The following is a 23,904-nucleotide window of genomic DNA, read 5'->3' on the forward strand; positions in this document are numbered from 1 at the left end:
GTTCAGCTACGGCCGGCCGTCCACTTCACCAGGCGGTCGGCCGTCCAGGTGTTCACCACCCGCTTCGCCGGTACGCCGCACAGCGCGGCCCGCTCGCAGCCGAAGCGCTGCCAGTCGAGCTGGCCCGGCGCGTGCGCGTCGGTGTCGATGGCGAACCGGCACCCGGCCTCCAGCGCGAGGCGGATCAGCCGCTTCGGCGGGTCCTGCCGCTCCGGCCGGGAGTTGATCTCGACGGCCACGTCGTGCTCGGCACAGGCGGCGAAGACGGCGTCCGCGTCGAACTCGCTCTCCTTACGGGTACGCGCCCGGTGCCCCCGGTCACCCGGCCCGGTCACCCCGGCGGGCCGGGAGGAGACCATCCGGCCGGTGCAGTGGCCGAGGATGTCCAGGTGCGGGTTCGCGATCGCGGTCAGCATCCGGCGGGTCATCTTCGCCCGGTCGTCGTTGAGGCCGCTGTGCACCGAACCGACCACCACGTCGAGGCGCGCCAGCAGGTCCTCGTCCTGGTCGAGCGAGCCGTCGGCGAGGATGTCCACCTCGATGCCGGTGAGGAGGCGGAAGCCCTTCGGCAGCGCCTCGTTGACGGCGGCGACGTGGTCGAGCTGCTTGCGCAGCCGCTCCGCGGTCAGGCCCCGGGCCACAGTCAGCCGCGGCGAGTGGTCGGTGAGCACCATGTACTCGTGGCCCAGCTCGACCGCCGCCAGCGCCATCTCCTCGATCGGTGAGCCGCCGTCGGACCAGTCCGAGTGGGTGTGGCAGTCGCCGCGCAGCGCGTCCCGCAGCTTTGCCGCCGCCTCGTCCAGGTCGGTGCCCTCGGTCGCCAGCAGGCGGCGCAGGTAGACCGGTTCCTCGCCGGCCAGCGACTCGGCCACGCAGCGGGCGGTGACGTCACCGACGCCGGACAGCTCGGTCAGCTTGCCGGTGCGGGCCCGCTCGGCCACCTCGGCGGCGGGCAGCGCGCCGAGCGTCTTCGCCGCCGACCGGAACGCCCGGACCCGGTACGTGGCCTCGTTCGCCCGTTCCAGCAGGAACGCGATCCGGCGCAGGTCGGCGAGGGGATCCCGGGCACTCATGTCCTGGAACCTACGCGCATACGCCGTCCGCCGCGTGGCCCCGCAACCGCGAGTCGGTCAGCCGCTGCGGGTGGACCGGCCGGGCGAGGCCGGGCAGCCGTGCTTGCGCTGCCAGGCGGTGACCTCGGCGACCGGCGAGCGGTTGCCGCCCTTGCGCCACGAGTTCAGGTACGGCGCCGGCCAGACCACGCCCCGGCGGATCCACCAGTCGTCCGCGCCCGTGCACTTCGGGGAGAGCCCGAAGTGCAGGTGGCAGACGTTGTTGGCGTTGCCCGTACGGCCCACCTCGCCGAGCTGCTGCCCGGCACGCACCCGTACCCCGGCGTCGACACCCGCGGTGATCGCGCTCAGGTGCGAGCCGTAGTAGCGCACCCCGTCGTCGCCGAGCAGCGAGACGGAGAGCCCGCCGTTGTTCGGGCCCAGCGGCCCGCGCTTGTCGAACCGGTCGACGCGGCTCACCTCCAGCACCACGCCGTCGGTGACCGCCACCACCGGTTCGCCGCAGTCGGCGAACACGTCGGTGCCGGGGTAGCCGCCGTGCGTCGGGTGGTAGTCGACGTTGCCGGCCCGCACCGGGAAGACCCGCTTCACGTCGGTGCGCGCCGGCGACGGCGTGGCGGACGAGGAGGCGACCGGCGGGGCGGGGTCGGCGGGCTGCGCCGCCGTCGCGATCGGACTCGGTTCCTGCCACCTGTCGGCGCGCCCGGTAGGGGCGCCGCACCCGGCGGCGAGCGCCGCGACGAGCAGCAGGACCGGGTACGCCGGTCGCGTGCGGCGTCCGATCGATGGCGAGCGCATCCGGTCATCCTGACAGACCACTACCGTAGGGACGAAAGCTGAAGCGGGACGGACGGTCCGGGAAAGGGGGCGGCGGTGACGCACGGGTGGCACGGCGGACCCGAGGGGACCGGTCCGGGGGCGTTCCCGCCACCGCGTACGCCCTCGGGGCTGTTCCCGTCGAGCACGTCGATGCGGCCCAGCTACCGCGAGCCGTACCCGATCACCGGCGCCGGCGTCGCTGTCGGTGCGCTGGTCGCGTTCGCCTGGTTGCTGTTGTTCGGGCTGGTCGGCGGCGGCGTCGCCGGTTACGCCTGGTGGACGCTGCTGGCTGGCGGCCTGGCCTGGCTGGCCGCCGCGGTGCTGGTCCGCCACGGCGACCGGGGGGTGGCGACGGGCGTGGCGATCGTCACCGCGGGTGGCTGGAGCATCGCCGCAGCGATAGTCGCGATGCGGTGGGCGCAGACCGGGGACTGGCCGCTCTGGTGACCTTCGGTGCCGGTTTCGCTGCGTAGCGAAGGCCACCTTGACGTACGCCTGAGGACGGTCCACGCTCGCGGTATGGCCTGGACCACACCGCCGCGGCTCGACCCCGATCGGAGCCGCCGACGCCTGCAACTCCTCGCCGAGTTGGCCGGTGCCCGTGCGGTACAGCAGCGCCAGCGGCCGCAGCGGGCCCGCACCGAGCGGCTGCGCCAACTCATCGCCACCCGCCGGCGCGTCGTCGGCTGATCGGCTTTCTCTTCAGGAACGGCCGGCCCATACGGGGCGTTGACCGCTCGCCTGCCGACCCGACCGGTTAACGTGCATCGCGTGACGTGTCGGCGTGCTGCCGAGGCTGATTTGGGGGGACCGTGTCGTACTTCGCTGCTGCCGTGGCGCGCGTCGACGGCGGCTGGACCGCCGGTGAGGTGAGCCTGCGGGGCGTCACCGACATCGAGGAGGTCGCCGACCGGCTGCGCGACGTCGAGCCGGACGCCGACCTCTCGCTGCTGTTCGTCGAGGCCGACGACACGTACCTGGTCATCCTGCGCCTGGACGAGGGGGAGGACCTGCGGGTCTTCGGCTCGGACTCGGCGTACGCGGAGGAGTCCCGGCTGGGCGCGCTGCTCGTCGGCGACCTGAAGACCTCGGTGACCGGGCTGGAGGAGGTCGACGAGCCGCGCGCCTCCGGCGGCGACGACGACACCGAGCAACCCGCTGTCGACCCGGAGGCCGACCCGGTCGGTGACGCCGACCTCCTCGCCGACCTGGGCATCCCGGCGCAGAAGCTGCTGGCGCTCTGCGCGCACGAGGGCTCCATGCCGGCCGACGTGACAGCCGAGATCTGCCAGGTGCTCGGCTGCGCGGACGAGGTCGAGGAGCTGCGTGAGGTCTGAGCCCGGGGAGTCCCTGACGCCCGGCGCCGCCGAACCGGCCGACGCGACAGATCCGGCGCTGGAGACCGTACGCCCGGGGCAGCCCACCCCCGGCCGGGCCGGGCGCGTCGGTCCGGGCGCCGACGAGGCGCTCGCCGACCCGGGCGCGATCGGCCGCCGGCAGCGGCACGAGCTGTGGATGCGCCGGGCCCTGGAGGTCGCGGTGACCGGCCCGGACGATGCGACCCCCGACGCCGACGACGTGCCGGTCGGCGCGGTGCTCTACGGACCCGACGGCGCCGAGCTGGCGATCGGACGCAACGAGCGGGAGCTGACCGGCGACCCGACCGCGCACGCCGAGGTGCTGGCGTTGCGCCGGGCCGCGCAGCGGCTGGGCCGCTGGCGGCTGGACGACTGCACGCTCGTGGTGACGCTGGAACCGTGCACCATGTGCGCCGGGGCGATCGCGCTGGCCCGCGTCTCGACAGTGGTGTTCGGCGCCTGGGAACCCAAGACGGGCGCGGTCGGGTCGCTCTGGGACGTGCTGCGCGACCGCCGCGTCACGCACCGCCCCGAGGTGTACGGCGGCGTGCTGGAGCGCGAGAGCGCGGCGGTGCTGCGCGCCTTCTTCCGCTGAGGATTTCCGGTCTCAGGCGTCGGCCGGGGCGGGGCGCAGCAGCGTCGCGGCGACCGCTCGGCCGACCTCGGTCCAGGCGGTCGGGCGCAGCGTGGCCGGGTCCAGCCGGACGATCGACCGGGTGCCGGTGGCGTGCACGGTCGCGCCGTCCACCGAGCGGAACTCGAAGGCGTAGCGGGCGCTGCTGGTGCCGAAGTGTTCGAGCCAGAAGTGCACAGCCACCGTGCCGACGCCGACGACCGGCGCCTGGTAGGTGATGGTGAACTCACGGACCGCGTGGAACACGTCGGGGGTGGCGTGCACGTCGCCCCGGAAGGCGACGCCGCGCTCGGCCCAGTAGGGCGTCAGGGCGCGTTCCAGCAGCACGGCGTAGCGGGCGTTGTGCAGGATGCCCATGGCGTCGAGGTCGTCGAAGTGCACCGGCACGTGCTCGACGTGCCCGAACTCGGCGACCTGCCGGTCAGCGGTGGCGTGGCTCATGACTGGCCTTCCGGTAGCAGGGTCGGATCCGGGCAGAGCGCCCGCAGCCGGGTCAGCAGGCCCTGGCGGGCGTGCCGGTAGGTGGCGTCCGGGTCGAGCAGCCGGGACCGCATCACCGCGCTGATCCCCAGCGCGTCGATCTCGTACGCGAGCAGCGGCACGTCCAGGTCGGCGGGGAGTTCGCCGAGGTCGACCGCCTCCTGCACGAGGCGCTCCAGCAGTGCGGTCCACCTGGCGAACGCCTCGGCGAGCCGGTCCCGGACCGGGCCGGGACGGGCGTTGTACTCGAACTCGGTGTTGGCGAAGAAGCAGCCGCCGGGCAGCACCCGGGCGGCGTAGAAGTCGATCCGGGCCTCGTGCAGCGCGCGCAGCCGGCGTACGCCTCGTGGCGCGCTCAGAGCGGGGGCGACGATCCGCTCCTGCCACTGCGCCACGGCCCGGTCGACTGTGGCGAGTTGTAGTGCCTCCTTGGAGCGCCAGTGCGCGAAGAGGCCGGACTTGCTCACCTCCAGCCGGTCGGCGAGCTGGGCCAGGGACAGGCCGTGCAGGCCGACCTCGGTCGCCAGCGCCACGGCGGTGTCCAGCACCGCGGTGCGGGTGCGGTCGCCGCGGGCGACGCGGCCGTCGGAGGTCATGCGATCAGCCTAGGGGAAACAAGCACGACCGGTCGTATTTATTTTTGTGACCCGGGTAACGCGCAGCCGCCCCGCCACCGAGCGGTGACGGGGCGGCCCTGGATCGATCAGGTCAGGCGATGATGGTGTCCAGCGCGATCTCGACCATCTGGCCGAACGTCTGCTCACGCTCCTGCGACGTGGTCTTCTCGCCGGTCTTGATGTGATCGCTGACGGTCAGGATGGTCAGCGCGCGGGCCTTGAAGCGCGCCGCGATCGTGTAGAGCGCCGCCGACTCCATCTCCACCGCCAGCACGCCGTAGTCGGCCAGCCTGTCGTACAGGTCGGGCCGGTCCGTGTAGAAGGCGTCCGCCGCCAGGATCGGCCCCACCCGCATGCTGATGCCGCGCCGCTCGGCCACCTCGACCGAGGTACGCAGCAGCCCGAAGTCGGCCACCGGGGCGTAGTCGATCAGCCCGTCGAAGCGCATCCGGTTCATGTTCGAGTCGGTGGACGAGCCGATCGCCGCCACCACGTCCCGCAGTTGCAGATCCTCGGTCAGGGCACCGCAGGAGCCGACCCGGATCAGCGACTTCACGCCGTACTCGTTTACCAGCTCGTGGGCGTAGATCGAGGCGGACGGCATGCCCATGCCGGAGCCCTGGACGGACACGTCGACACCGTTCCACCGGCCGGTGAAGCCCAGCATGCCGCGCACCGTCGTGTAGCAGCGGGCCCCCTCCAGGTAGGTCTCCGCGATCCACTTGGCCCGCAGCGGGTCGCCCGGCATCAGGACCCGCTCGGCGATCTCTCCCGGCTCAGCGCCGATGTGCGTACTCATGGCAAAGATCCTGCCAGGCCGGGCCGAGGGATACCGGTTCGGCGTCCAAGCCGGCGGTCCTGTACCCTCGTCGGCGGTGGCGTGTCCGAGTGGCCTAAGGAGCACGCCTCGAAAGCGTGTGAGGGTTTACGCCCTCCGCGGGTTCAAATCCCGCCGCCACCGCTCGTGAAATGCGAGAACGCCCGGGTCGATCCGCGAGGATCGCACCGGGCGTTCTCGCATCCCGTCACGAAGGAGCCGTCGGTGCGGCCAGCGTCGCCGCGCCTGTCACCGCACGCCGGGCCCGAAGCCTGTCGCGCTCATGGCGCGTATCACCGCAGGCGAGTCGAGCAGCCGTACCGCTGACTCGACGCAGAGTCCGCGAATGCACACCTCGAGCGGGTTGGCCGCCGGGAACAGCAGTTGGCCGTCCCGTTGTCGCCAGGCCTTCACCAGATCCGACGACCTGACGAACTCGAGCTGGGAATAACTGTGACTGCGGCCGCGCAGCGCATCGGCACCGAAGTCGCAGATTGCCAGGACGGTGAGCATCAGAGTGTCTTCGATGCTCCCGTCCTGGCCGGTCGGGTCGTCGACGTCGCTTCGCATCGCCAGCCGGAAGGCGCATCGTCCGGATGTGTAGCCGGTGTCGAGGAGGGAGCCGTCGAGGACCTTCTTCGAGAGGAGGGCTTCGACGGCGTAGCCGGCTGCTGTCGACGTCGACCGCGTCCTGCCGAAGGTGCCCTCCGCTCCTTCGAGTTGCCTCGTCTCGCCGCTCCTGATGACTCCGGTCTCCTGGATCGCCCACTCTGCCGGCACGCGCATGGTGGGGATGCTCACGACTCCTGGATGGCGGACGTTCCCCTCACTGCTCCGAATGCCGACCAGTACCAGCTCCGGGTCGTCGGCGGGCACCATGACGAGACCGATCACTGCTTGGGGAAGATCATTCGGTGCCCGGCGTCGAATCGTCGACGCCTCATCTCGAAGCCACATCGGTCCTCGCTCGAAGAATATCGATCTGTTTCGTTGGCTTGTGTTTTCGGATAGGTCGGCGTGGTCAGTGACTGGCGGCAATTGGGCGAGCCAGAATGGTGGTGCGGAACCATCCCTCGCGCTGCGTCAACAGACGATTCAAACGATCAGTATACGCCTCGGTGTACAGGTCGGACTGGCTGACCACGAGGAGGTTCTCCTCCCGGTCCCAGTCCTCGGCTGCGACGAGTTCGTCGAATGGCTCATGCCGGTTGAGCACCAACTCGAACACGGCGAAGCCGAGTTGTGAGCCGTCCGCCGTGGAAACGACCTGGTATCCGTGGAACTGGAATCGGCTCTCCGGGGCATCGAGGCCGCAGCAGATGAACAACTCCCGCTGCGCTGCGCGTATGAACGCCTTCACCGGGACCCCGAGCGGGCCATCGGTTCTGGTTGCCTGCCACATCGCGTCGGTGGCGGCATCCACGTGCCGGTCGGCGAATACCGGAACTCCCAGTGCGGTAGCCAGGTCCTCCTCAAGGAGCCTGCTGGTGATGAGCGAGTATTTTCCGAAGGAGTCGGTGTCCGAGAACTCGTTGCGCTGCCTGAGCATGACGACCGGGCCGCGGTTGGTGTTCGCGCGGATCATCACGGCCGCCACTGGCATGCAGGCGGGACGGGCCTGCCCGCCGGTCCCGTACGGCTCGAGGCCGTGTACGACGAGGTAAGGCGTCTTCTCGTCGTGCCGGCCTCCCGGCGGTGGGGGGCCGTTCACATCGCTCGCTTCGATCAGGTCACAGCGCACCTGCCGGATCGCCAGCTCTTCGCAGCCTTCGATCAATCGGCTGTGCATGTCATCTAGAATGGGATAGTTGTCGTCCGTCTCCTCGACCACCAGAAGGGGAAGGTCGTTGCTCTGATGGCCGGCCCCTATTGTCAACCAGAACTCTTTACGGCCTGTACTGCGGACGGTGACGTGCATCAGCATTTCCAAGAAATAGTGACGCATCCCCAGCAACTGCAATGCTTTGCTCCGCCTGGCAGCGGCGGCGGGGACCGCCCGCGCCTGCTGACGAGCGCAGTTTCGGATCGTGTCCACGGCCGCCTGCCAGTCCCGTACGACCGGCCCGAGCCCGACTCCGCTGCGCCCGGTGAGAATCATTGACGGCGTCGGTGTGACGTAATGCAGGCTGTCCCACGGGAAGTCCTTTTCGCTCTTGCGTACCTCCGCGGCAACTGTTGACATCGCCAGTACTACGCTCCGGCTGGCGATTCCGCATATCGAGATCTTCGAGGCCTCGCGTAACGTACGTTCCAGCTCGGAGCGCCGGTTCGCCTCCGGCGGCCCCACCAGATACTGGCTCCGTCGCAAAGCGTTCGACGACTTGGACGTGGCGGGGCCGGTTTTCCCCATCAATTCCTCGGTGAGCCGAAGATCCTCGTTGCCCCTGCCCCCATGATTTGCCATGTCGCTGTCCTCAAAGATGTGAACGATAGACGCGGGAGACCTCTCGGATCATGACCGTCCATTGCCGCAGGATGTCTTCCTCGTCGGCGTCTGATCTCGCCACCGCATTGGCGAGGCCGAGGCATGCCTCGCGAGCTGCCTGGTCCTTCAATCGCGCGGCCGACAGCACCAACCGACGACGTACCGCCGATTCCGATTCGGTCAAGGCGCGATAGACGCTGATGTCCTCGAACAGTCCCAGTATCTCGTCACATCTCGCACGCTGGTCCTCCCTTCTTCGCCGTCGACTCTCTCCCGACCCCGCAATCATCGGCGCGACAAGACCCGCGATCAGCCCTACGAGTGCCATGACTGCGGGAATGAGGGCTGGAACGACGGGCTGGTCCATGGCCTCCCCAGATCACGGTGCGCGACACGTAGGCGGACATCGAGATGGCCCCGTCATGGGCACCAATGCGGCCATTATCACATGAAAATGAAGCGCAGAGAATCGTCCAATCAGGCCGTACCGGCGTCAGAGCTCAGGGCTTCGCTATTCGATAAGCGGCAGACCTGATAAATCGTCCCATTGGTCGAGCGTGGGTCGTTGAGCCGAGGCGCCGGAAGCGGCCGGGTGGAGGGCTGTGCCCGGCGGTCGCTGCCGAGCGTCAGCAGGGGCCGTAGCCCTCGTCGAAGAGGCGGCGGGCCCAGTCCGCGTACCCGGCGATGATCTCGCGGACGGTGACGCCGTCGTGCAGGAACAGGTACGCACGGTCGCCCTCGCGGGCGAGCAGCCCGGCGAAGCGGTGACTGCCGGGCGGTGCCGGCAGGTCGACGGCGCCGGGATACGCGGCGCGGGCCTCGCCCACCGGTGAGCCGGCGCTGATGCCCTCGGGCGTGCTCATCGGGTCGTCGAGCCACAGCAGGACGAGCCGGTCGTCGACGAAGATCGGGCTGACCGAGCCGTGCCCCACAAGCGCGGGCCCGCATGCCTCCTCGTCGGCGCGCAGCACGCCGCGCCGGGTCAGGGCCGCCTCGGTGTCGCCGAACTCCGCGTTGCGCAGGCCCTCCAGACTCACCACCTGGGCGGCGCCGACCGGGCGGGTGGGCCACTGTGGATGAACGCCGCTGCCGGCTGCGGACGCGGCAGCAAGCATCGCGGCAATAAAGCCGAATTGTCGTAGTTTCATGCAATCCCCCAGTCACCAACGGGACCGGGGCCATGAGGTTGCTGCTGCGGGTCGGATTGGCGTAGTTCCCACTCTTCAGCCAGGTCGTCCCAGTAGTCGGCGGACAGTCCGCGGCGGCCGTGCGCCAGCCAGCCGTCCGTGTCGCGCTCCAGGTGCAGGCCCAGCTCGGCGAACGGGTCGATCCACGCGCCCGGCTCCGCGCCCAGCCGGGCCAGCGCCGTGTTGATCGGCCACTCGGTCCGCGGCCGGTCCAGCGCGGCGTCGTACCGCGGGCCCCAGCTCACCTCGCCGCCCAGCCAGACCACCGCCGACTGGTGGCCCAGGCCGCCCGCGAACTCCGCCTCCAGGTACGCCACCGGGCCGATCCTCGACCAGCGGGCCAGCACCTCCGCGAGCGGCGGCGACAGCACCAGCCGGAACGGACGCTCGGCGCGCGGCTCGTCGGTGGCGTAGTCAGGCAGCCCGCCGGTCAGTTCCTGCACGAGCTGCGGGGTGACCGGCAGCAGCGCGAAGTCCTGGCGGAGCGCGGCGAGCACCGCGTGGTCCAGGTCGGCGGTCTGCTCGCGAAGCAGCTCGACGTCGGCGACCACGGCGCTGAGCTGGTAACTCATCCGGTCCTCTCGGCGTCCACAGGCTGTGGATGGAACATGTGTACGACGGTCTCAGGTGGTTCCGTTGGTCAGGTACCTCGGGCGTCCGTCGCTCAGCGCGGCCACCGCGTGACGCAGCCGATGCCAAACGTACGGGCGAAGCAGCGCCTGCGCATCATCGAGCGCAACGAATCGGGCGTCGGCCAGTTCGCCGTCAGCCGGTTTCAACGGCTCGGCGGGAGGCAGTGCGCCGCCGTCGAAGATGAACATCAAGCTGTCGTCCCAGGGGCCGTGCGGTGCCACCCAGTCCACGACCAGCAACGGTCCGACGCGCAGTTCGAGACCCAACTCCTCGCGTACCTCTCGCTCGGCGGCCAGGTGCGGCGGCTCGTTCGCCTCCGCCATGCCGCCCGGCAGGTCCCAGTCGGGCTTGTAGCGCGGGTCTACCAACAGGATGTCGCCGTCACCGTTGCGCAGCAGTACGTCGGCTCCCACCCGCTTCCGGGGCTGCCGCGCGTTGCCCTCGGCGAGGTGGTCCTGCCAGGCTGCCGGATCTCGCTCGTACAGGGGACGCTCGTCGGCCATGCCGACGATTGTCGGCCGTCCTCACCCCGTCGGCAGCGGCAGCGCCACCCATCTCCGCTCCCGGATGGCGTCGCGAAGCCGGTCCAGAAGCTGTGGCACGTCCGAGCACCGGACGGCATGCGACCGCAGCAGCAGTGCGAGATGTCTGAGCTGGTCGAGGACAACGGCCGACCCCAGCCCGTGGGTGAGTTCGACGGTCTGGTGCGTCAGGTCGCACGCCTCCTCGATCCGGGCCTGCCCGACGAGCGCGGTGGCCAGGAGCATCCGGGCGAGCGCCTGACTCCGCACCCGGCCGCCCGGCCGCTCGGCGACGTTGCCGTTGAGGATGCGAAGAGCGGCCGTGACGTCACCGAGGCGAAGCAGGCAGCGCGCCGACTCGATATCGAACGAGGTGCGGTCGAATGGACTCAGCCATTCGGTGGGTGCAGGTGCCGCCTCCGCGAAGGCGGACTCAGCCCGCTGAAGGGAAGCATGGCAGTCGGCGATGAGACCCGCTGCGGCGAGGCCGCGTGCCTGCAAGGCGAAAAGACGGGCGCGTATCAGAGCACCGGCCTCCTCTTGAGCGACAGCCCCGAGCCCGTCCCTGGCATGTGAGATCGCGGCCTCCGCGTTTCCGCTGTGGCAGGCGAGGTGGCTCAGGCTTCCGTGCACCTGCGCCACCAGCAGCGCGTCTCTGCTGTCGACGGCGAGCGCCAAGGCGTCAAGGAAATGCCGTCTACTCGTCGTGCTGTCCCCGGAATCGTGCGCCATCCAACCGGCCATCTCGCGCAGGGCGGCGGTCGCCATGAGTACCTGTGGGGACATGGCAGGAGGACCCGCCGGCCCGGAGAAGGCGGCAAGGTGCGTCAGTACGGTGCTGTAGAGGTTCTTGCCGCCGACCTGACGATCTGCGGACCGGAGTGCGCGGATCAGTTGAGGACCCACCTCCACGACATCGGCCGGCAGCGGGGTGTCGCCTGGTGCGGCCGGTAGTCGGAACCACAAGGTGTGCGCGGGTATCCGCAGCACGCGGGCCCAATGCGCCAGTCGGTCGAGGTGCACCACCTCCGGTCCGTTCTCGATGCGGCTCAGTTGCGCCTGCGTAATCCCGAACCAGCCGGCGACAGTGGTTTGAGGCAGCGGCTGTCGCCCGTGATAGGGATGGTGACGGTAGGCGCGGACAACGCGACCGAGGTGCCGATCCGCAAGCGCATGGCGAAGCGGTTCATGGGACCAGAAGCTGGGTGGAACGTCGGGAGCAGCGACGATGCGGTCCCGCTCCGCTCGTTGACAGGGAGCGCACCGTCCCGAGCCGTTGTCGGCAGCCAGGTTGGCGCCGCAACGCGCACACCTGCTTGGCCTCGATGCCGCGATCACTCACTCATTCAATCTGCTCAGTGACTGTCGGTTATGCACGCTACGCATAACCGGGCCATGACGACGACGAGAGCTTTGACGTGCCACGTACGAGAATTGCGTGATCGACCTCGTCGGGGCTGTCGGATCGCGGTGGCGGCGTTCGTAGCCGGGGTGACGGCGGCCCGGCCCGCGGCCGGCGAGAGTGAAAGAGGAACCGATGGCGCAGTACCTGATCTCCGTACTCGACGACACGACCGGCTCGGCCACCGAGGCGGAGATGGCCGCGATCGGTGAGTTCAACGAGCGGTTGCGAGCCGACGGTCACTGGGTCTTCGCCGGTGGGCTCGCGGCGCCGGAGACGGCCACGGTCGTGGACGCGCGAGGCGGGAGTCCGCTGCTCACCGACGGGCCCTACCTGGAGACGAAGGAGTACGTCGGCGGGTTCTGGATCATCGAGGCGCCAGACTTCGACGTGGCGCTGCCGCTCGCCGCGCTGGCGTCGCAGCGGTGCAACAGGCGGGTCGAGCTGCGGCCGTTCCTGGGCGCGTGAGCGAGGTCGGCGAGGCGCTCACCCGGGTCCACCGCGAGGAGTGGGCCCGGGTCGTAGCCACGCTCGCCCGGCGCATCGGCGATCTCGACGTCGCAGAGGAGATGACAGCCGAGGCGTTCGCCGCCGCCGTCGAGCGGTGGTCGGCCGACGGCGTACCGCCGAATCCCGGCGCGTGGCTCACCACCACCGCGTACCGCAGGGCCGTCGACCGGATCCGGCGCGAGAGCCGGCGGGAGGACAAGCACCGGGAGGCGATGATGCTGGCCGACGTGCCGGAACCGCTCGGTGTCATCGACGACGACCGGCTCCGCCTGATCTTCACCTGCTGCCACCCGGCGCTGGCCATGGAGGCGCGGGTGGCGCTGACGCTGCGCCTGGTCGGCGGGCTCACCGTGCCCGAGATCGCGCGGGCGTACCTGGTTCAGGAGGCCGCCATGAGCAGGCGGATCACCCGGGCCAAGACGAAGATCAAGGCGGCCGGGATCCCGTACCGGGTGCCGTCCCGCGAGGACCTGCCGGCCCGGGTCACCGGCGTGCTCGCCGTTCTCTACCTGATCTTCAACGAGGGCTACCTCGCCTCCGACCCGGGCAAGGAGGCGGTTCGCGCCGACCTGACCGCCGAGGCGATCCGCCTCACCCGGCTGGTCCGTACGCTGATGCCCGACGACCACGAGGCCACCGGGCTTCTGGCGCTGATGCTGCTCACCGAGGCCCGCCGGCCCGCCCGGGTCTCCGCGACAGGCGAACTCGTCGTCCTCGCCGAGCAGGACCGCAGCGCCTGGGACCGCGACCTCATCGCCGAGGGGCACGCCCTGGTCCGCGCGTGCATCGCCGCCGGACGGCCGCCGGGCCGCTACCAGATCCTCGCCGCGATAAACGCCGTCCACACCGACGCCCGCGACGCGCGGGACACCGACTGGGCGCAGATCGCCGCGCTCTACGACCATTTGGTACGCGTCGACCCGTCGCCGATCGTGCGGCTCAACCGGGCCGTGGCGGTCGCCGAACTGGACGGGCCGCAGGTGGCGCTGGCCGAGGTGGACGGGTTGCCGCTGGAGGGCTATCACGCGTACCACGCGACGCGGGCCGAGTTGTTGCGCCGGATGGGGCGGGGTGGGGAGGCGCGGGCGGCGTACGACCGGGCGATCGAGTTGGCGGGCAACAGCGCGGAGACGGCGTACCTGAAACGGCGGCGGGACCAGTTGGGCGGCCGCTGATCGACAACTTGGTGTTGAGGCATGTCAGCTGAGGTTCGGCCGCAACCGGGCTGGGGCGATAGGCAGACCCCAACTGCCATTCCCGCCAGCGCACCACTATGCCTCTCCCCAGTTGCTTGATCTTCAGGCGTCCGACGCAGGCCGGTGGGGGGAGGAGAACGGGGTCAACGGGAAGGACCGGAATGGAATTGTGTGATGCGACGAAGGGGAGAAAGTGCAAGTGCTATTCATGTCAGGTTGCGCTAGAAGTAAGTCAGGAACCTGAAGCTGGCGATCTCTATCCTCCTGTTATCTTCGAGCATGCCGCTGGGACGCAGAAATTAGTGTCGCAAGGGCCCCGAAGCCAAAGCCAACAACGGCAGCGGCGACGGAGCCAAAGTTGCTCTTCTCGATGAATAGGAAGACGAGCGACGTTACGACATAGACTGCGGCAGCTAGCGTTGAGAAGATCAAAGAAAGCCAGCGGAACTGTCGTTGCCGCTGATGGGCGAGCTCGAGCTCGGCCTCCTTCTCTGCCTCTCTTTCGCCAATCCTGAGGTATGCGTCGGCGCTGAGCTTTCCCTCGATGAACCTGCGCTCCTCGGTTGAGATCAAGGGTTCCATCGTTACTGGTACGGTTGTGCTCTCCTCAGTTCTCATGCCGCTTCCGTTCCTGGTGAATATCGGATTCGTTGATTTGCTGAGTTGGGATAACGGGCACCCCGTTGGAGCGCTTTAGCTGTGGATATTCCTCCCCAAGTAGTGCGAGACTTGCCGCCAGTAATCCTGCCATTAAGATCACGTAGCCCACGTCGTCTTGCGTCAGCGCGTCGGGTTTGTCCGCATCCACGGAGAGGAACCCGTAACTCCTCGACTCTGTTCGAACCGGAACCATCAACATGGACTTGTATTCACGGTCGGGACTGCTGGCGAAGTCCTTCGGAGGGGCTTTGTCGATATCTGGAACGAGGAGAGTCTTCTCGCCAAGCGCGCGTTCGATAACTTGCTTGTCGTTTTCGTTGCGGCTGCGGACGAAATCCGGTCGAGCGGGCGGCCCTTGCCGACCCTCTTCAAATACTCGCACCAGTCGATCGGGAGACTCGAATTGGTAGAAGACGCATCTGATTCCAGCCTTCTTGTCAGCGAGTTTCCCGCAAGTGATAGGTGCGATGCCGACCGTCTTCGTTGCCAAGGACCACACCTCCGCCCTCCGGTCAGGGCCCTTGTCGGCCTCGGCAACTCTCCCCAGCAGGGTAACCAGCGGACTGCCGGAGCGGTTCAGCGCTTTGGCCAGAGCAACTTTGGCCGTCACGGCGGTTCTCTCAGCGAGCCACTTCTGGACCTCGCCGTACACCTGCAGAAACGCCAATAGGAGGATCGCAAGGATCAGGCCGATCACAGACAGTGTCCGCGCCTGCCCCTGCTTGACGGCTGCGAGCCGCGTCAGCATGGCTACCGCTACCGGCAGCAGAAGCATGCCGACCCATCGTACGAGCGTCATTGCCCATGCGGACCTCGACATGTGTCCCCGCCATGTCGCCATCGATCAAGACCCCCACGGCTATCGATATGAAAGATATCGTCTCCGTGATTTTGCTCGCCTATCAAGTCCACTGTCTGCTTGCTGACAGAGATGGTGAGAGTTGATGTTCTATGGATGCGGTGGAGCGAGGCGGTTGCCTCATCAGGATCGCTTGTTGAAGTGATACGTGCACGATCGCTCGGGTTGATCTACAACTGGCGTCGCCAAGAGTTGATCGACGCCAGCCAGATGTTGCGCGTGCCGTTGGCTGCCAAGCGAGGGCTGCTCGAGCTCGCGGGTACCGCCGAGCTGAAGATTAAGGCGGCTGTGTAGCGCGCGGGTCGAGTTATTTAATGAGTAGTGCCCTAAAAGACCGCTTCGCGGCCATCGACGGATGGCTGTTGAAGGGCTGCCGGTCAAGGTCTGCTGGGGTGCGCTGTACGTCTATGCCTGGCGGAGTCGGCCGCCCTCGCTGCGGGCGCTGCGTCACCTGTGGCTGGCCGAGCAGATCCACGCCGTGCATCTGTCATTCCGCAGCACCTACTTTTCCGCCGGTGGAGGCGAGCTGCAGCTGGGGCGGCGGACTCGTCGTGAGGGCTATCACACGCTCGAATGCTGATGCGTCGCGTCGGCATCCACGGCTGCCCAGAAGTCCCGGCCGCGGCAGCACCGCAGAGCGACCTGGTGGTCGCGTCCGCGCTGGTGGTGTAAGAGACGGCCATCGCGTGATCCGGTCTGATGTTATGCGGCGATCGAGGTCGGGTCGGTCTGGTCGGTGGCGTGTTGGTCTGTGTCGATGGTGATCAGGCGGGCTTTAGCGAGTAGTTCGAGGCCCATGTAGCGGCGTCCTTCGGTCCACTCGTCGGTCTGCTCGGCCAGGACGGCGCCGACGAGGCGGATGATCGCCGCCCGGTTCGGGAAGATCCCGACGACGTCGGTGCGACGGCGGATTTCCTTGTTGAGCCGCTCCTGTGGGTTGTTCGACCAGATCTGGCGCCAGATCTCGCGGGGGAAGCCGGTGAACGCCAGGAGGTCGTCGCGGGCGGCGTCGAGGTGCTCGGCCGCGGCCGGGAACTTCGCTTCGATCGTGGTCACGACCCGGTCGAACTGGGCGCGGACAGCGTCGGCGTCGGGCTGGTCGAAGATCGTGCGGACCAGGGTGGCGATCCACGGCTGCGCCGACTTGGGCACCTTCGTCAGCAGGTTGCGCAGATAGTGGGTCCTGCACCGCTGCCACGAAGCTCCCGGCAAAGCCGCCCCGATCGCGGCCACGAGGCCGGCGTGGGCGTCGGAGATGACCAGGCGGACACCGGACAGGCCTCGGGCGGTCAGGCTGCGCAGGAACGCCAACCAGCCGGCGCCGTCCTCGTCGGAGGCCACGTCCAGGCCCAGCACTTCACGGCCGCCGTCGGCGTTGACCCCAACCGCGATCAGGGCGTGGACGTTGACGGTCCGGCCGTGCTCGCGGACCTTCATCGTCAGGGCGTCCATCCACACAAACGTGTAGTGGGCGGCGTCCAAGGGTCGGTTGCGGAACGCCTCCACCTGCGCGTCCAGATGCGCGGCCATCTCCGAGACCTGCGACTTGGACAGCTGCCGGATCCCGAGCTGCTCGACCAGCTTCTCCACCCGCCGAGTCGACACCCCCAGCAGATAGCTCGTGGCCACGACCGAGACCAGGGCCTGCTCGGCCCGACGCCGGTGGGTCAGCAACCACTCCGGGAAGTAGCTGCCGTGTCGCAGCTTCGGGATCGCCAGGTCGATCGTGCCGGCGCGGGTGTCCCATTCCCGAGGCCGGTAACCGTTGCGCGAGTTGACCCGCTCATCGCTGCGCTGCCCGTACCCGGCGCCGCAGATCGCGTCGGCCTCGGCGGACATCACCGCCTGCACGAACGTCTTGATCATCGCTTGCAACACGTCCGACGACGCGCCCTCGATCTGCTCGCGCAGCAGGTCAACAGGGTTCACACTCTCTGAAGCGGCCATCGCGTCCTCTTCTCCTTCTCTGACTTGGTCGTCTTGAAGGATCGACGCGATGGCCGTCTCTCATCTACGCAACACGCCCATCACGGGCAAGTCGTACACCACTCCCGTGGACGCAACCGACCTGGTCAAACTGCGGCTTGATCCGCTCGTCGCCGAACCCACGCGGTCGGCCAGGTGTGCCGCATCGTGGCCCAGTTCGGCGGACTGCTCTGTGTGCTGCCCCGCCGTCAACAGGCGGGGGAACTGAGCGAGGGCCGAAGGCAAGCGGGCGCGGGGGAAGCAAGGCGGGAGCTGACACGAGAACGGCCGCAGTGAAGGCGGGAGGGCCGGTCCCTCGACGGGGCCGGCCCTCACGTTCCTGCTGCTCAAGAGAGCGGAGGATACGAGATTCGAACTCGTGAGGGTGTGAACCCAACACGCTTTCCAAGCGTGCGCCCTAGGCCTCTAGGCGAATCCTCCGCGAGCCAGGATACAGGTCTCCCGACGGCGGGCCACCCCACCCTCCCGGAAGATCCACAACCCTTCGGGTAGGCTTGGCGTCACCTCCCGTGCGGCGGTACCTCGTGAACCTCCCCAGGGCCGGAAGGCAGCAAGGATAAGCGAGCTCTGCCGGGTGCACGGGAGGCCTTTCTGTCTCCCGGGCCGGGTAACGTCGCTGCGGGTCGGGTCACGGGGTGGTGGGTGGTCACCCGGGGCCGACCGGCGCAGAATGGCTCGGTCGAGAGGAGGCGGGACGGGTGGCACTGGCCCTTTACCGCAAGTACCGGCCGCGGACGTTCGCCGAGATGATCGGCCAGGAGCAGGTCACCGAGCCGCTGTCGCAGGCGCTGCGCAGCGGGCGGCTCAACCACGCCTACCTCTTCTCCGGTCCGCGGGGCTGCGGCAAGACCTCCAGCGCCCGGATCCTGGCCCGCTCCCTCAACTGCGAGCAGGGCCCCACCCCCGAGCCGTGCGGGCAGTGTGACTCGTGCCGCGGGCTGGCTCCCGACGGCGGCGGCTCGATCGACGTCATCGAGATCGACGCGGCCAGCCACGGTGGTGTCGACGACGCCCGTGAGCTGCGCGAGAAGGCGTTCTTCGCCCCGGCCCGCAGCCGCTTCAAGATCTACATCATCGACGAGGCGCACATGGTCTCGTCGGCCGGCTTCAACGCGCTGCTCAAGCTGGTCGAGGAGCCCCCTGAGTACGTCAAGTTCATCTTCGCCACCACCGAACCGGAGAAGGTCCTCGGCACGATCAAGTCGCGGACCCACCACTACCCGTTCCGGCTGTTCCCGCCGAAGGTGGTCCGCCCCTACCTCGAACAGCTCTGCGAGGCGGAGGGCGTCAAGGTCGAGCCGGCGGTCTTCCCGCTGGTGGTGCGCGCCGGCGGGGGCAGCATGCGCGACAGCCTCTCCGTGCTCGACCAGCTCATCGCGGGCGCCGGCCCGGAGGGCGTCGGCTACGCCCGGGCCGCCGCGCTGCTCGGTGTCACCGACGCCGCGCTGATCGACGAGATGTGCGACGCGCTCGCCGCCGGTGACGGCGCCGCCGCGTACGCCACCGTCGACCGGGTCGCCGAGGCCGGGCACGACTCGCGCCGCTTCGCCTCCGACCTGCTGGAGCGCCTCCGCGACCTGATCGTCCTGCAGCAGGTGCCTGATGCCGCCGCCAGGGGCCTCATCGACGGCCCGGCCGACCAGATCGAGCGGATGGCCGCCCAGGCGCAGCGCCTCGGCCCGGCCACGCTGTCGCGCTGCGCCGACATCGTGCACAACGGCCTGGTCGAGATGCGCGGCACCACGGCGCCCCGGCTGCTGCTGGAACTGATCTGCGCGCGCATGCTCCTGCCCGGCGCGGACGACTCGTCCGGCGGCCTGCTCCAGCGCCTGGAGCGGATGGAGCGCCGGCTGACGCTCGGGGGCGCCGAGCTGCCGCCGGCCGCCGCCGACCCCGCGCACCCCAACCAGACCCAGGGGGTACGCCCGGCGGCTCCCGCCCCGGGCGCGGCTGCCGCCGCGGTCCACGCGGATTCCGCCGGCACGCCGGCGGCTGCCGGTGCCCCGACCGGCGCCGCCGCCGCACGTGCCGCTGCCGCCGCTGCGGTGGGCGCCCGGAACGCCGCACCCGGTTCCCGTCCGGCTCCCGCCGTGACGGAGCCGGCAGGCGGCCCGGAGGCTGCTTCCCCCGCCCCGGCCGCTCCCGAGCGAGCCGCCGTCGATCCGGCCGCTTCCGGCTCGCCCGCTGCCGCCTCTGATGCTCCCGCCGCTGCCCGACGTCCGGTACCGCCGTCCGCCGTGATGCCCGACCCGGCCACGCCCGAACCGCCCCGCCCCGGCGCGGCGAATCCCGGCGCGCTCGACGCGGTCGCGGTGCGCCGCGTGTGGCCCGAGGTGGTCGGCAAGGTCAACCGCAGCAACAAGCGGATCGCCGCGCTGATGCGGGACGCGGTGGTACGCGACCTGGACGGCGACACGCTCGTGCTGACCGTGAAGTCGACGGTGCTGGCGAAGATGATGGCCGACCACGCCGCAGTGCTGACCGACGCGCTCTACGAGGAACTGGGCGGTCGCTGGCAGATCCGCTGCGAGGTGGCGGGCGAGCGTGGCGCGTCCTCGCTCGGCGGCCCGTCCCGTCCGTCCGGTGCGAGCCGCGCGCAGGCCGACGCCGCACCGGGCCGCAACGCGCCCGAGAGCGCCCCGGCCCGCCCGGCGGCCGCCCCGTCCGGCCCGGCGTCCGACACCGGGTCCGGTCGCCCGGATTCCCGGGCGCTAGGTACTGCTCAGGGCCGCCCGGACGCCGACGCGGCCGATGCGGGACCGAGCCGTCCGGGCTACGACTCCGGACTCAACCGTCCCGGCTCCGACGCGGGACCGGGCCGCCCGGGTTCGGCCCACGCCGGGCCAGGCCGTCCTGACTCCGGTGTCGCCGGACGTCCGGCAACCGACGCCGTCGGCGGCGCCCCGGGACAGCCGGTGTCCGGCTCGGGCAGCGCCACGGGCAACCCGGCCACTGGCAACCCGGCCACTGGCAACCCGGCCACTGGCAACCCGGCCACTGGCAACCCGGCCACTGGTAGCCAGGCCGGGGGACCGGCGGGCCGGGCAGGCGCGGGTTCGCCCGACGCCTCGCACCGTTCGACGGCGAGCCCTGCGGCAGACCAGATCGAGGAGGACTGGCCGGAGCCGGCCCGACCCGGTGGCACGGCCTCGGCCACCGGCACCGCCTCGGCGGCGAGCGGCGGCGACGGGGAGGACTGGCCGGCTGCGGCCCGTCCGGGCGGGGGCACGGCTACCGCTACCGCGCCTGTCGTCGTACCCAAGCCTGCGGCACCCGCGGCGGCGCCGGCGCCTGCCGCTGCGGCGAGGCCGGCGGGGGCGAAGAACAGCGCGATCGCGGCGGCGCGTGCGGCCGCGGCGGCTGCTGCTGCGGGCGGTGGTCCCGGCAAGGGGCCGCGCGCGGCGCAGCCGGCGCGGAAGACGGCCGATGCCGAGTGGGCGGGCGAGCCGCCCTACGACCCGGACTTCGACGGCCCGGTGCGAGGTGGGGGCGCGCCTGCGGCGGCACCCGCCTACGAGGGATTCGACCCGGGCGACGAGCCGCTGGACGACGTGATCGACGAGCGGACCGCCCGGCAGTCGAGCGAGGAGCAGGCGGTGCAGCTGCTGCGCGAGACGTTCGGCGCGGAGAAGATCGACGAGGTGGACGCGCGCTGAGCGCGCGCCGACCGCGATTCAGCGGTGCCGTGGCCCGACTAGGCTGGGCGCGGCCGAGCAGACGAGTGGAAGAAGGAGCGGTCCGTGCGCCCAGGTGGACAGCCGAACATGCAGCAGATGCTGAAGCAGGCGCAGAAGATGCAGCAGCAGATCGCCAAGGCCCAGGCCGAGCTGGCCGAGGCGGAGCTGACCGGCACCGCCGGCGGGGGCCTGGTCACCGCGACGGTCGCCGGTACCGGTGAGCTGAAGGCGATCAAGATCGACCCGAAGGCGGTCGACCCGGAGGACGTCGAGACGCTGGAGGACCTGGTGGTCGCGGCCGTGCACAACGCCGCCGAGGCGGCCCGCGAGCTGACCGAGAAGAAGATGGGCCCGGTCGCGGGCGGCATGGGCGGCCTCGGCCTGTCCGGGTTCTGAGCCGGCAGATGTACGAGGGTGCCATCCAGGATCTGATCGACGAGCTGGGCCGGTTGCCGGGCGTGGGCCCGAAGAGCGCCCAGCGGATCGCGTTCCACGTGCTGTCGGCGGATCCGGCCGACGTCAACCGGCTGGCCGGCGCGCTGCGCAAGGTCAAGGACCTGGTCCGGTTCTGCACGACCTGCTACAACGTGGCCGAGTCGGAGCAGTGCCGGATCTGCCGCGACCCACGGCGTACCGACGAGGTGCTCTGTGTGGTCGAGGAGCCGAAGGACGTGGTGGCGATCGAGCGGACCGGCGAGTTCCGCGGGCGCTACCACGTGCTCGGCGGCGCGATCAATCCGCTGGAGGGCATCGGCCCGGACAACCTGCGGATCCGTGAGCTGATGACCCGCCTCGGCGGCGGCGAGGTCCGCGAGCTGATCCTCGCCACCGACCCGAACACCGAGGGCGAGGCGACCGCCACCTATCTGGCGCTGATGGTCAAGCCGATGGGGATCGCGGTGACCCGGCTCGCGAGTGGACTGCCGGTCGGCGGCGACCTGGAGTACGCCGACGAGATCACGCTGGGCCGGGCCTTCGAGGGCCGACGGGCCGTCTGAATCCAGTCGTGCCGCCTCCGGCGGGTGCCCTGCGGGGTGCCCGCCGGACGTGTCTCCGGGCCGGAACGGGATGCTCGTCGATCTAACAGGAACGTGCGTCCGGGACCGGATCGACGTAATAAATTCGGCCTTCTAGCCGACGAAACATCGGAAGTGCAAGGGATTCTCCTTCGATTCGTATGCCTCGTTGCGGAACAGACACGATTCGATACCAACCCGCCCCCCGCCCGTTTCCGCGCCGTCCACCCGAGGGCTAAGGTCTGCGCACATCGGTGACCCTGTCACCACGTTGTCCGTACCCCCAAGGACGAGGTGAAGCACCATGCGTGCATCCAGGCCGAAGGTCGCAATCGCGGCCATCGCGGTCGCGGCCCTCGCGGTTGCAGGCTGCGCCGAGAGCGACCGTGAGAGTGGCTCCGGAGATAGCAAGAAGGACACCCTCGTCTTCGGCGTCGCCGGAGACCCGAAGGTGCTCGACCCCAGCTTCGCCAGCGACGGTGAGTCGCTGCGCGTGGCGCGCCAGGTCTTCGAGACCCTGGTCCGTCCGGAGGAGGGCGGCACCAAGGTGACGCCGGGCCTCGCCGAGTCCTGGACGCCGGATGCGGCGGGCACGACCTGGACGTTCAAGCTCCGCTCGGGCGTCAAGTTCCACGACGGCACCGACTTCAACGCCGAGGCCGTCTGCGCCAACTTCAACCGCTGGTACAACGCCAAGGGGCTCATGCAGAGCCCGGACGTGACCGCGTACTGGCAGGACGTCATGGGCGGGTTCGCCAAGAACGAGAACCCGGACCTGCCGCCGAGCCTCTTCAAGTCCTGCACCGCCAAGGACGCCACCACTGTGGACCTGGCGTTCACCCGGGTCTCCAGCAAGATCCCGGCCGCGCTCATGCTGCCGTCGTTCTCGATCCAGAGCCCCAAGGCGATGGAGCAGTACGACGCCAGCAACGTGACCGGCACGGCCGAGGACATCAAGTACCCGGCGTACGCGATGGAGCACCCGACCGGCACCGGCCCGTTCAAGTTCAAGGCGTGGGACATCGCGAACAAGTCGCTCACCATCGAGCGCAACGACGACTACTACGGCGACAAGGCCAAGCTGAAGACCATCATCTTCAAGACGATCTCGGACGAGAACGCCCGTAAGCAGGCGCTCCGCTCGGGTGACATCCAGGGCTACGACCTGGTCGGCCCGGCGGACGTGGAGCCGCTGAAGAAGGAGGGCTTCAACGTCCTCACCCGGCCCGCCTTCAACATCCTCTACCTGGCGATCAACCAGAAGGGGAACCCGAAGCTGGCCGACCTGAAGGTCCGGCAGGCCATCGCGCACGCGCTGAACCGGCAGGCCCTGGTCGACTCGAAGCTGCCCCCGGGCGCCAAGGTCGCGATGAACTTCTTCCCGGACACCGTCGAGGGCTGGAACGGCGACGTCACCAAGTACGACTACAACCCGGAGAAGGCCAAGCAGCTGCTGGCCGAGGCCGGGGCGTCGAACCTGACGCTGAAGTTCCACTACCCGACCGAGGTCACCCGGCCGTACATGCCGAACCCGAAGGACATCTTCGAGCTGCTCTCGGCGGACCTCAAGGCGGTCGGCATCAACGTCCAGGCCATCCCGCTGAAGTGGAGCCCGGACTACCTCAACGCCACCACCTCCGGCAACAAGCACGACCTGCACTTCCTCGGCTGGACCGGTGACTACGGCGACGCGTACAACTTCATCGGCACCTTCTTCGACCGCCCGAAGGACGAGTGGGGCTTCAACAACCCCCAGCTCTTCGCGCAGTTCAAGGACGCCGACACCACCGCCGACGCGGCGGCCCGTACGGAGAAGTACAAGGCACTGAACAAGACGATCATGGACTTCCTGCCGGGCGTGCCGATCTCGCACTCCCCGCCGGCGATCGTGTTCGGCAAGGACGTGACCGGGATCAAGGCGAGCCCGCTCACCGACGAGCGGTACGCGACCGCAGAGTTCAAGTGATCTGAAGGCACCGTACGCGGGCGGGCGCTGTGACCACAGCGCCCGCCCGCACCCCTCCGCACACCCTC

General features: G+C 69.6%; 27 protein-coding genes, 2 tRNA genes and 1 other RNA gene. 14 read left to right on the forward strand and 16 right to left on the reverse strand.

Annotation, left to right across the window (positions count from 1 at the left end):
* Nucleotides 1-2: 2 nt before the first annotated feature.
* Nucleotides 3-1,073 (reverse strand): PHP domain-containing protein, encoded by a 1,071-nt coding sequence (locus FHX31_RS31265; RefSeq protein ID WP_184977651.1) that lies wholly within the window; start codon nucleotides 1,071-1,073, stop codon nucleotides 3-5.
* Between the two features lie 57 nt (nucleotides 1,074-1,130).
* Nucleotides 1,131-1,871 (reverse strand): M23 family metallopeptidase, encoded by a 741-nt coding sequence (locus FHX31_RS31270; RefSeq protein WP_091330612.1) that lies wholly within the window; start codon nucleotides 1,869-1,871, stop codon nucleotides 1,131-1,133.
* 171 nt (nucleotides 1,872-2,042) lie between these two features.
* On the opposite strand from FHX31_RS31270, the gene FHX31_RS31275 reads away from it, so the two are divergent.
* The 4 genes from FHX31_RS31275 (at nucleotide 2,043) to FHX31_RS31290 (ending at nucleotide 3,845) form a co-directional block, all read left to right on the forward strand.
* Nucleotides 2,043-2,339, forward strand: coding sequence for a hypothetical protein (locus FHX31_RS31275; RefSeq protein WP_013289066.1), 297 nt, complete (start codon nucleotides 2,043-2,045; stop codon nucleotides 2,337-2,339).
* A gap of 72 nt (nucleotides 2,340-2,411) precedes the next feature.
* Nucleotides 2,412-2,582: a hypothetical protein gene (locus tag FHX31_RS31280; protein WP_018786529.1), complete on the forward strand. Its 171-nt coding sequence runs from the start codon at nucleotides 2,412-2,414 to the stop codon at nucleotides 2,580-2,582.
* Between the two features lie 122 nt (nucleotides 2,583-2,704).
* Nucleotides 2,705-3,229 (forward strand): tRNA adenosine deaminase-associated protein, encoded by a 525-nt coding sequence (locus tag FHX31_RS31285; RefSeq protein WP_013474946.1) that lies wholly within the window; start codon nucleotides 2,705-2,707, stop codon nucleotides 3,227-3,229.
* Between the two features lie 148 nt (nucleotides 3,230-3,377).
* Entirely contained in the window at nucleotides 3,378-3,845 is a 468-nt protein-coding gene (locus tag FHX31_RS31290; protein WP_338105229.1) for a nucleoside deaminase, read from the forward strand.
* 12 nt (nucleotides 3,846-3,857) lie between these two features.
* Here FHX31_RS31290 and FHX31_RS31295 read toward each other — a convergent pair whose 3' ends face one another.
* From FHX31_RS31295 to deoD, 3 genes are all read right to left on the reverse strand, one after another.
* Nucleotides 3,858-4,325: an acyl-CoA thioesterase gene (locus FHX31_RS31295; protein ID WP_013289063.1), complete on the reverse strand. Its 468-nt coding sequence runs from the start codon at nucleotides 4,323-4,325 to the stop codon at nucleotides 3,858-3,860.
* Nucleotides 4,322-4,960 (reverse strand): TetR/AcrR family transcriptional regulator, encoded by a 639-nt coding sequence (locus FHX31_RS31300; protein ID WP_013289062.1) that lies wholly within the window; start codon nucleotides 4,958-4,960, stop codon nucleotides 4,322-4,324. The genes FHX31_RS31295 and FHX31_RS31300 overlap by 4 nt, the downstream gene beginning before the upstream one ends.
* Nucleotides 4,961-5,072: 112 nt before the next feature.
* On the reverse strand, nucleotides 5,073-5,780 hold the full coding sequence (deoD, locus tag FHX31_RS31305; RefSeq protein ID WP_013289061.1) for a purine-nucleoside phosphorylase: 708 nt from the start codon (nucleotides 5,778-5,780) through the stop codon (nucleotides 5,073-5,075).
* Between the two features lie 75 nt (nucleotides 5,781-5,855).
* Between deoD and FHX31_RS31310 the strand changes: the two genes are divergently transcribed.
* A tRNA-Ser gene (locus FHX31_RS31310) sits at nucleotides 5,856-5,942 on the forward strand.
* A gap of 105 nt (nucleotides 5,943-6,047) precedes the next feature.
* On the opposite strand, the gene FHX31_RS31315 is transcribed toward FHX31_RS31310, so the two are convergent.
* The 7 genes from FHX31_RS31315 to FHX31_RS31345 all read right to left on the reverse strand — a co-directional run bounded on the left by FHX31_RS31315 (nucleotide 6,048) and on the right by FHX31_RS31345 (nucleotide 11,590).
* Nucleotides 6,048-6,599, reverse strand: coding sequence for a hypothetical protein (locus FHX31_RS31315; RefSeq protein ID WP_225319525.1), 552 nt, complete (start codon nucleotides 6,597-6,599; stop codon nucleotides 6,048-6,050).
* Nucleotides 6,600-6,819: 220 nt separating this feature from the next.
* Complete coding sequence (locus FHX31_RS31320; RefSeq protein WP_071097476.1) at nucleotides 6,820-8,202, reverse strand: hypothetical protein; 1,383 nt, start codon at nucleotides 8,200-8,202, stop codon at nucleotides 6,820-6,822.
* A 10-nt stretch (nucleotides 8,203-8,212) separates the two neighbouring features.
* Nucleotides 8,213-8,590 (reverse strand): hypothetical protein, encoded by a 378-nt coding sequence (locus tag FHX31_RS31325; protein ID WP_143766935.1) that lies wholly within the window; start codon nucleotides 8,588-8,590, stop codon nucleotides 8,213-8,215.
* A gap of 259 nt (nucleotides 8,591-8,849) precedes the next feature.
* Nucleotides 8,850-9,371 (reverse strand): hypothetical protein, encoded by a 522-nt coding sequence (locus tag FHX31_RS31330; RefSeq protein ID WP_047891804.1) that lies wholly within the window; start codon nucleotides 9,369-9,371, stop codon nucleotides 8,850-8,852.
* Complete coding sequence (locus tag FHX31_RS31335) at nucleotides 9,368-9,982, reverse strand: hypothetical protein (protein ID WP_114919099.1); 615 nt, start codon at nucleotides 9,980-9,982, stop codon at nucleotides 9,368-9,370. Before FHX31_RS31335 ends, FHX31_RS31330 begins: the two co-directional genes overlap by 4 nt.
* 51 nt (nucleotides 9,983-10,033) lie before the next feature.
* On the reverse strand, nucleotides 10,034-10,546 hold the full coding sequence (locus FHX31_RS31340; RefSeq protein ID WP_184977652.1) for an NUDIX domain-containing protein: 513 nt from the start codon (nucleotides 10,544-10,546) through the stop codon (nucleotides 10,034-10,036).
* Nucleotides 10,547-10,567: 21 nt separating this feature from the next.
* Nucleotides 10,568-11,590 carry an NsdA family TPR-like regulatory protein gene (locus FHX31_RS31345; RefSeq protein WP_402881681.1) on the reverse strand — a complete coding sequence of 341 codons (1,023 nt, stop codon included), beginning with the start codon at nucleotides 11,588-11,590 and terminating at the stop codon, nucleotides 10,568-10,570.
* A gap of 511 nt (nucleotides 11,591-12,101) precedes the next feature.
* On the opposite strand from FHX31_RS31345, the gene FHX31_RS31350 reads away from it, so the two are divergent.
* The gene (locus tag FHX31_RS31350; protein WP_114919096.1) at nucleotides 12,102-12,434 is read left to right on the forward strand and encodes a YciI family protein; all 333 of its coding nucleotides are present in this window, start codon (nucleotides 12,102-12,104) and stop codon (nucleotides 12,432-12,434) included.
* The gene (locus tag FHX31_RS31355) at nucleotides 12,431-13,651 is read left to right on the forward strand and encodes an RNA polymerase sigma factor (RefSeq protein WP_184977654.1); all 1,221 of its coding nucleotides are present in this window, start codon (nucleotides 12,431-12,433) and stop codon (nucleotides 13,649-13,651) included. Before FHX31_RS31350 ends, FHX31_RS31355 begins: the two co-directional genes overlap by 4 nt.
* A 288-nt stretch (nucleotides 13,652-13,939) precedes the next feature.
* Here the strand turns inward: FHX31_RS31355 and FHX31_RS31360 are convergent, their stop codons facing one another.
* On the reverse strand, nucleotides 13,940-14,290 hold the full coding sequence (locus FHX31_RS31360; protein WP_162959268.1) for a hypothetical protein: 351 nt from the start codon (nucleotides 14,288-14,290) through the stop codon (nucleotides 13,940-13,942).
* Complete coding sequence (locus FHX31_RS31365) at nucleotides 14,280-15,107, reverse strand: GAF domain-containing protein (protein ID WP_184977655.1); 828 nt, start codon at nucleotides 15,105-15,107, stop codon at nucleotides 14,280-14,282. Before FHX31_RS31365 ends, FHX31_RS31360 begins: the two co-directional genes overlap by 11 nt.
* Before the next feature lie 144 nt (nucleotides 15,108-15,251).
* Here FHX31_RS31365 and FHX31_RS31370 point away from each other — a divergent pair, with 144 nt between their 5' ends.
* Nucleotides 15,252-15,485 carry a hypothetical protein gene (locus FHX31_RS31370; RefSeq protein ID WP_184977656.1) on the forward strand — a complete coding sequence of 78 codons (234 nt, stop codon included), beginning with the start codon at nucleotides 15,252-15,254 and terminating at the stop codon, nucleotides 15,483-15,485.
* 61 nt (nucleotides 15,486-15,546) lie between these two features.
* Nucleotides 15,547-15,771, forward strand: coding sequence for a hypothetical protein (locus tag FHX31_RS31375; RefSeq protein WP_184977657.1), 225 nt, complete (start codon nucleotides 15,547-15,549; stop codon nucleotides 15,769-15,771).
* 122 nt (nucleotides 15,772-15,893) lie between these two features.
* On the opposite strand, the gene FHX31_RS31380 is transcribed toward FHX31_RS31375, so the two are convergent.
* Complete coding sequence (locus FHX31_RS31380) at nucleotides 15,894-17,138, reverse strand: IS256 family transposase (protein ID WP_013284934.1); 1,245 nt, start codon at nucleotides 17,136-17,138, stop codon at nucleotides 15,894-15,896.
* 374 nt (nucleotides 17,139-17,512) lie between these two features.
* Nucleotides 17,513-17,597, reverse strand: a tRNA-Ser gene (locus FHX31_RS31385).
* An 81-nt stretch (nucleotides 17,598-17,678) separates the two neighbouring features.
* On the opposite strand from FHX31_RS31385, the gene ffs reads away from it, so the two are divergent.
* From ffs to FHX31_RS31410, 5 genes are all read left to right on the forward strand, one after another.
* An RNA gene (ffs, locus tag FHX31_RS31390) (signal recognition particle sRNA small type) lies at nucleotides 17,679-17,768 on the forward strand.
* A gap of 107 nt (nucleotides 17,769-17,875) precedes the next feature.
* Nucleotides 17,876-20,833 (forward strand): DNA polymerase III subunit gamma and tau, encoded by a 2,958-nt coding sequence (locus tag FHX31_RS31395; RefSeq protein ID WP_184977658.1) that lies wholly within the window; start codon nucleotides 17,876-17,878, stop codon nucleotides 20,831-20,833.
* 108 nt (nucleotides 20,834-20,941) lie between these two features.
* Nucleotides 20,942-21,250, forward strand: coding sequence for a YbaB/EbfC family nucleoid-associated protein (locus FHX31_RS31400; protein WP_013289051.1), 309 nt, complete (start codon nucleotides 20,942-20,944; stop codon nucleotides 21,248-21,250).
* An 8-nt stretch (nucleotides 21,251-21,258) separates the two neighbouring features.
* Complete coding sequence (recR, locus tag FHX31_RS31405) at nucleotides 21,259-21,852, forward strand: recombination mediator RecR (RefSeq protein ID WP_013289050.1); 594 nt, start codon at nucleotides 21,259-21,261, stop codon at nucleotides 21,850-21,852.
* A gap of 322 nt (nucleotides 21,853-22,174) precedes the next feature.
* Nucleotides 22,175-23,836, forward strand: coding sequence for an ABC transporter substrate-binding protein (locus FHX31_RS31410; protein WP_013474955.1), 1,662 nt, complete (start codon nucleotides 22,175-22,177; stop codon nucleotides 23,834-23,836).
* Nucleotides 23,837-23,904: the final 68 nt, after the last annotated feature.

The sequence above is a fragment of the Micromonospora sp. CNZ286 genome (assembly GCF_014207755.1).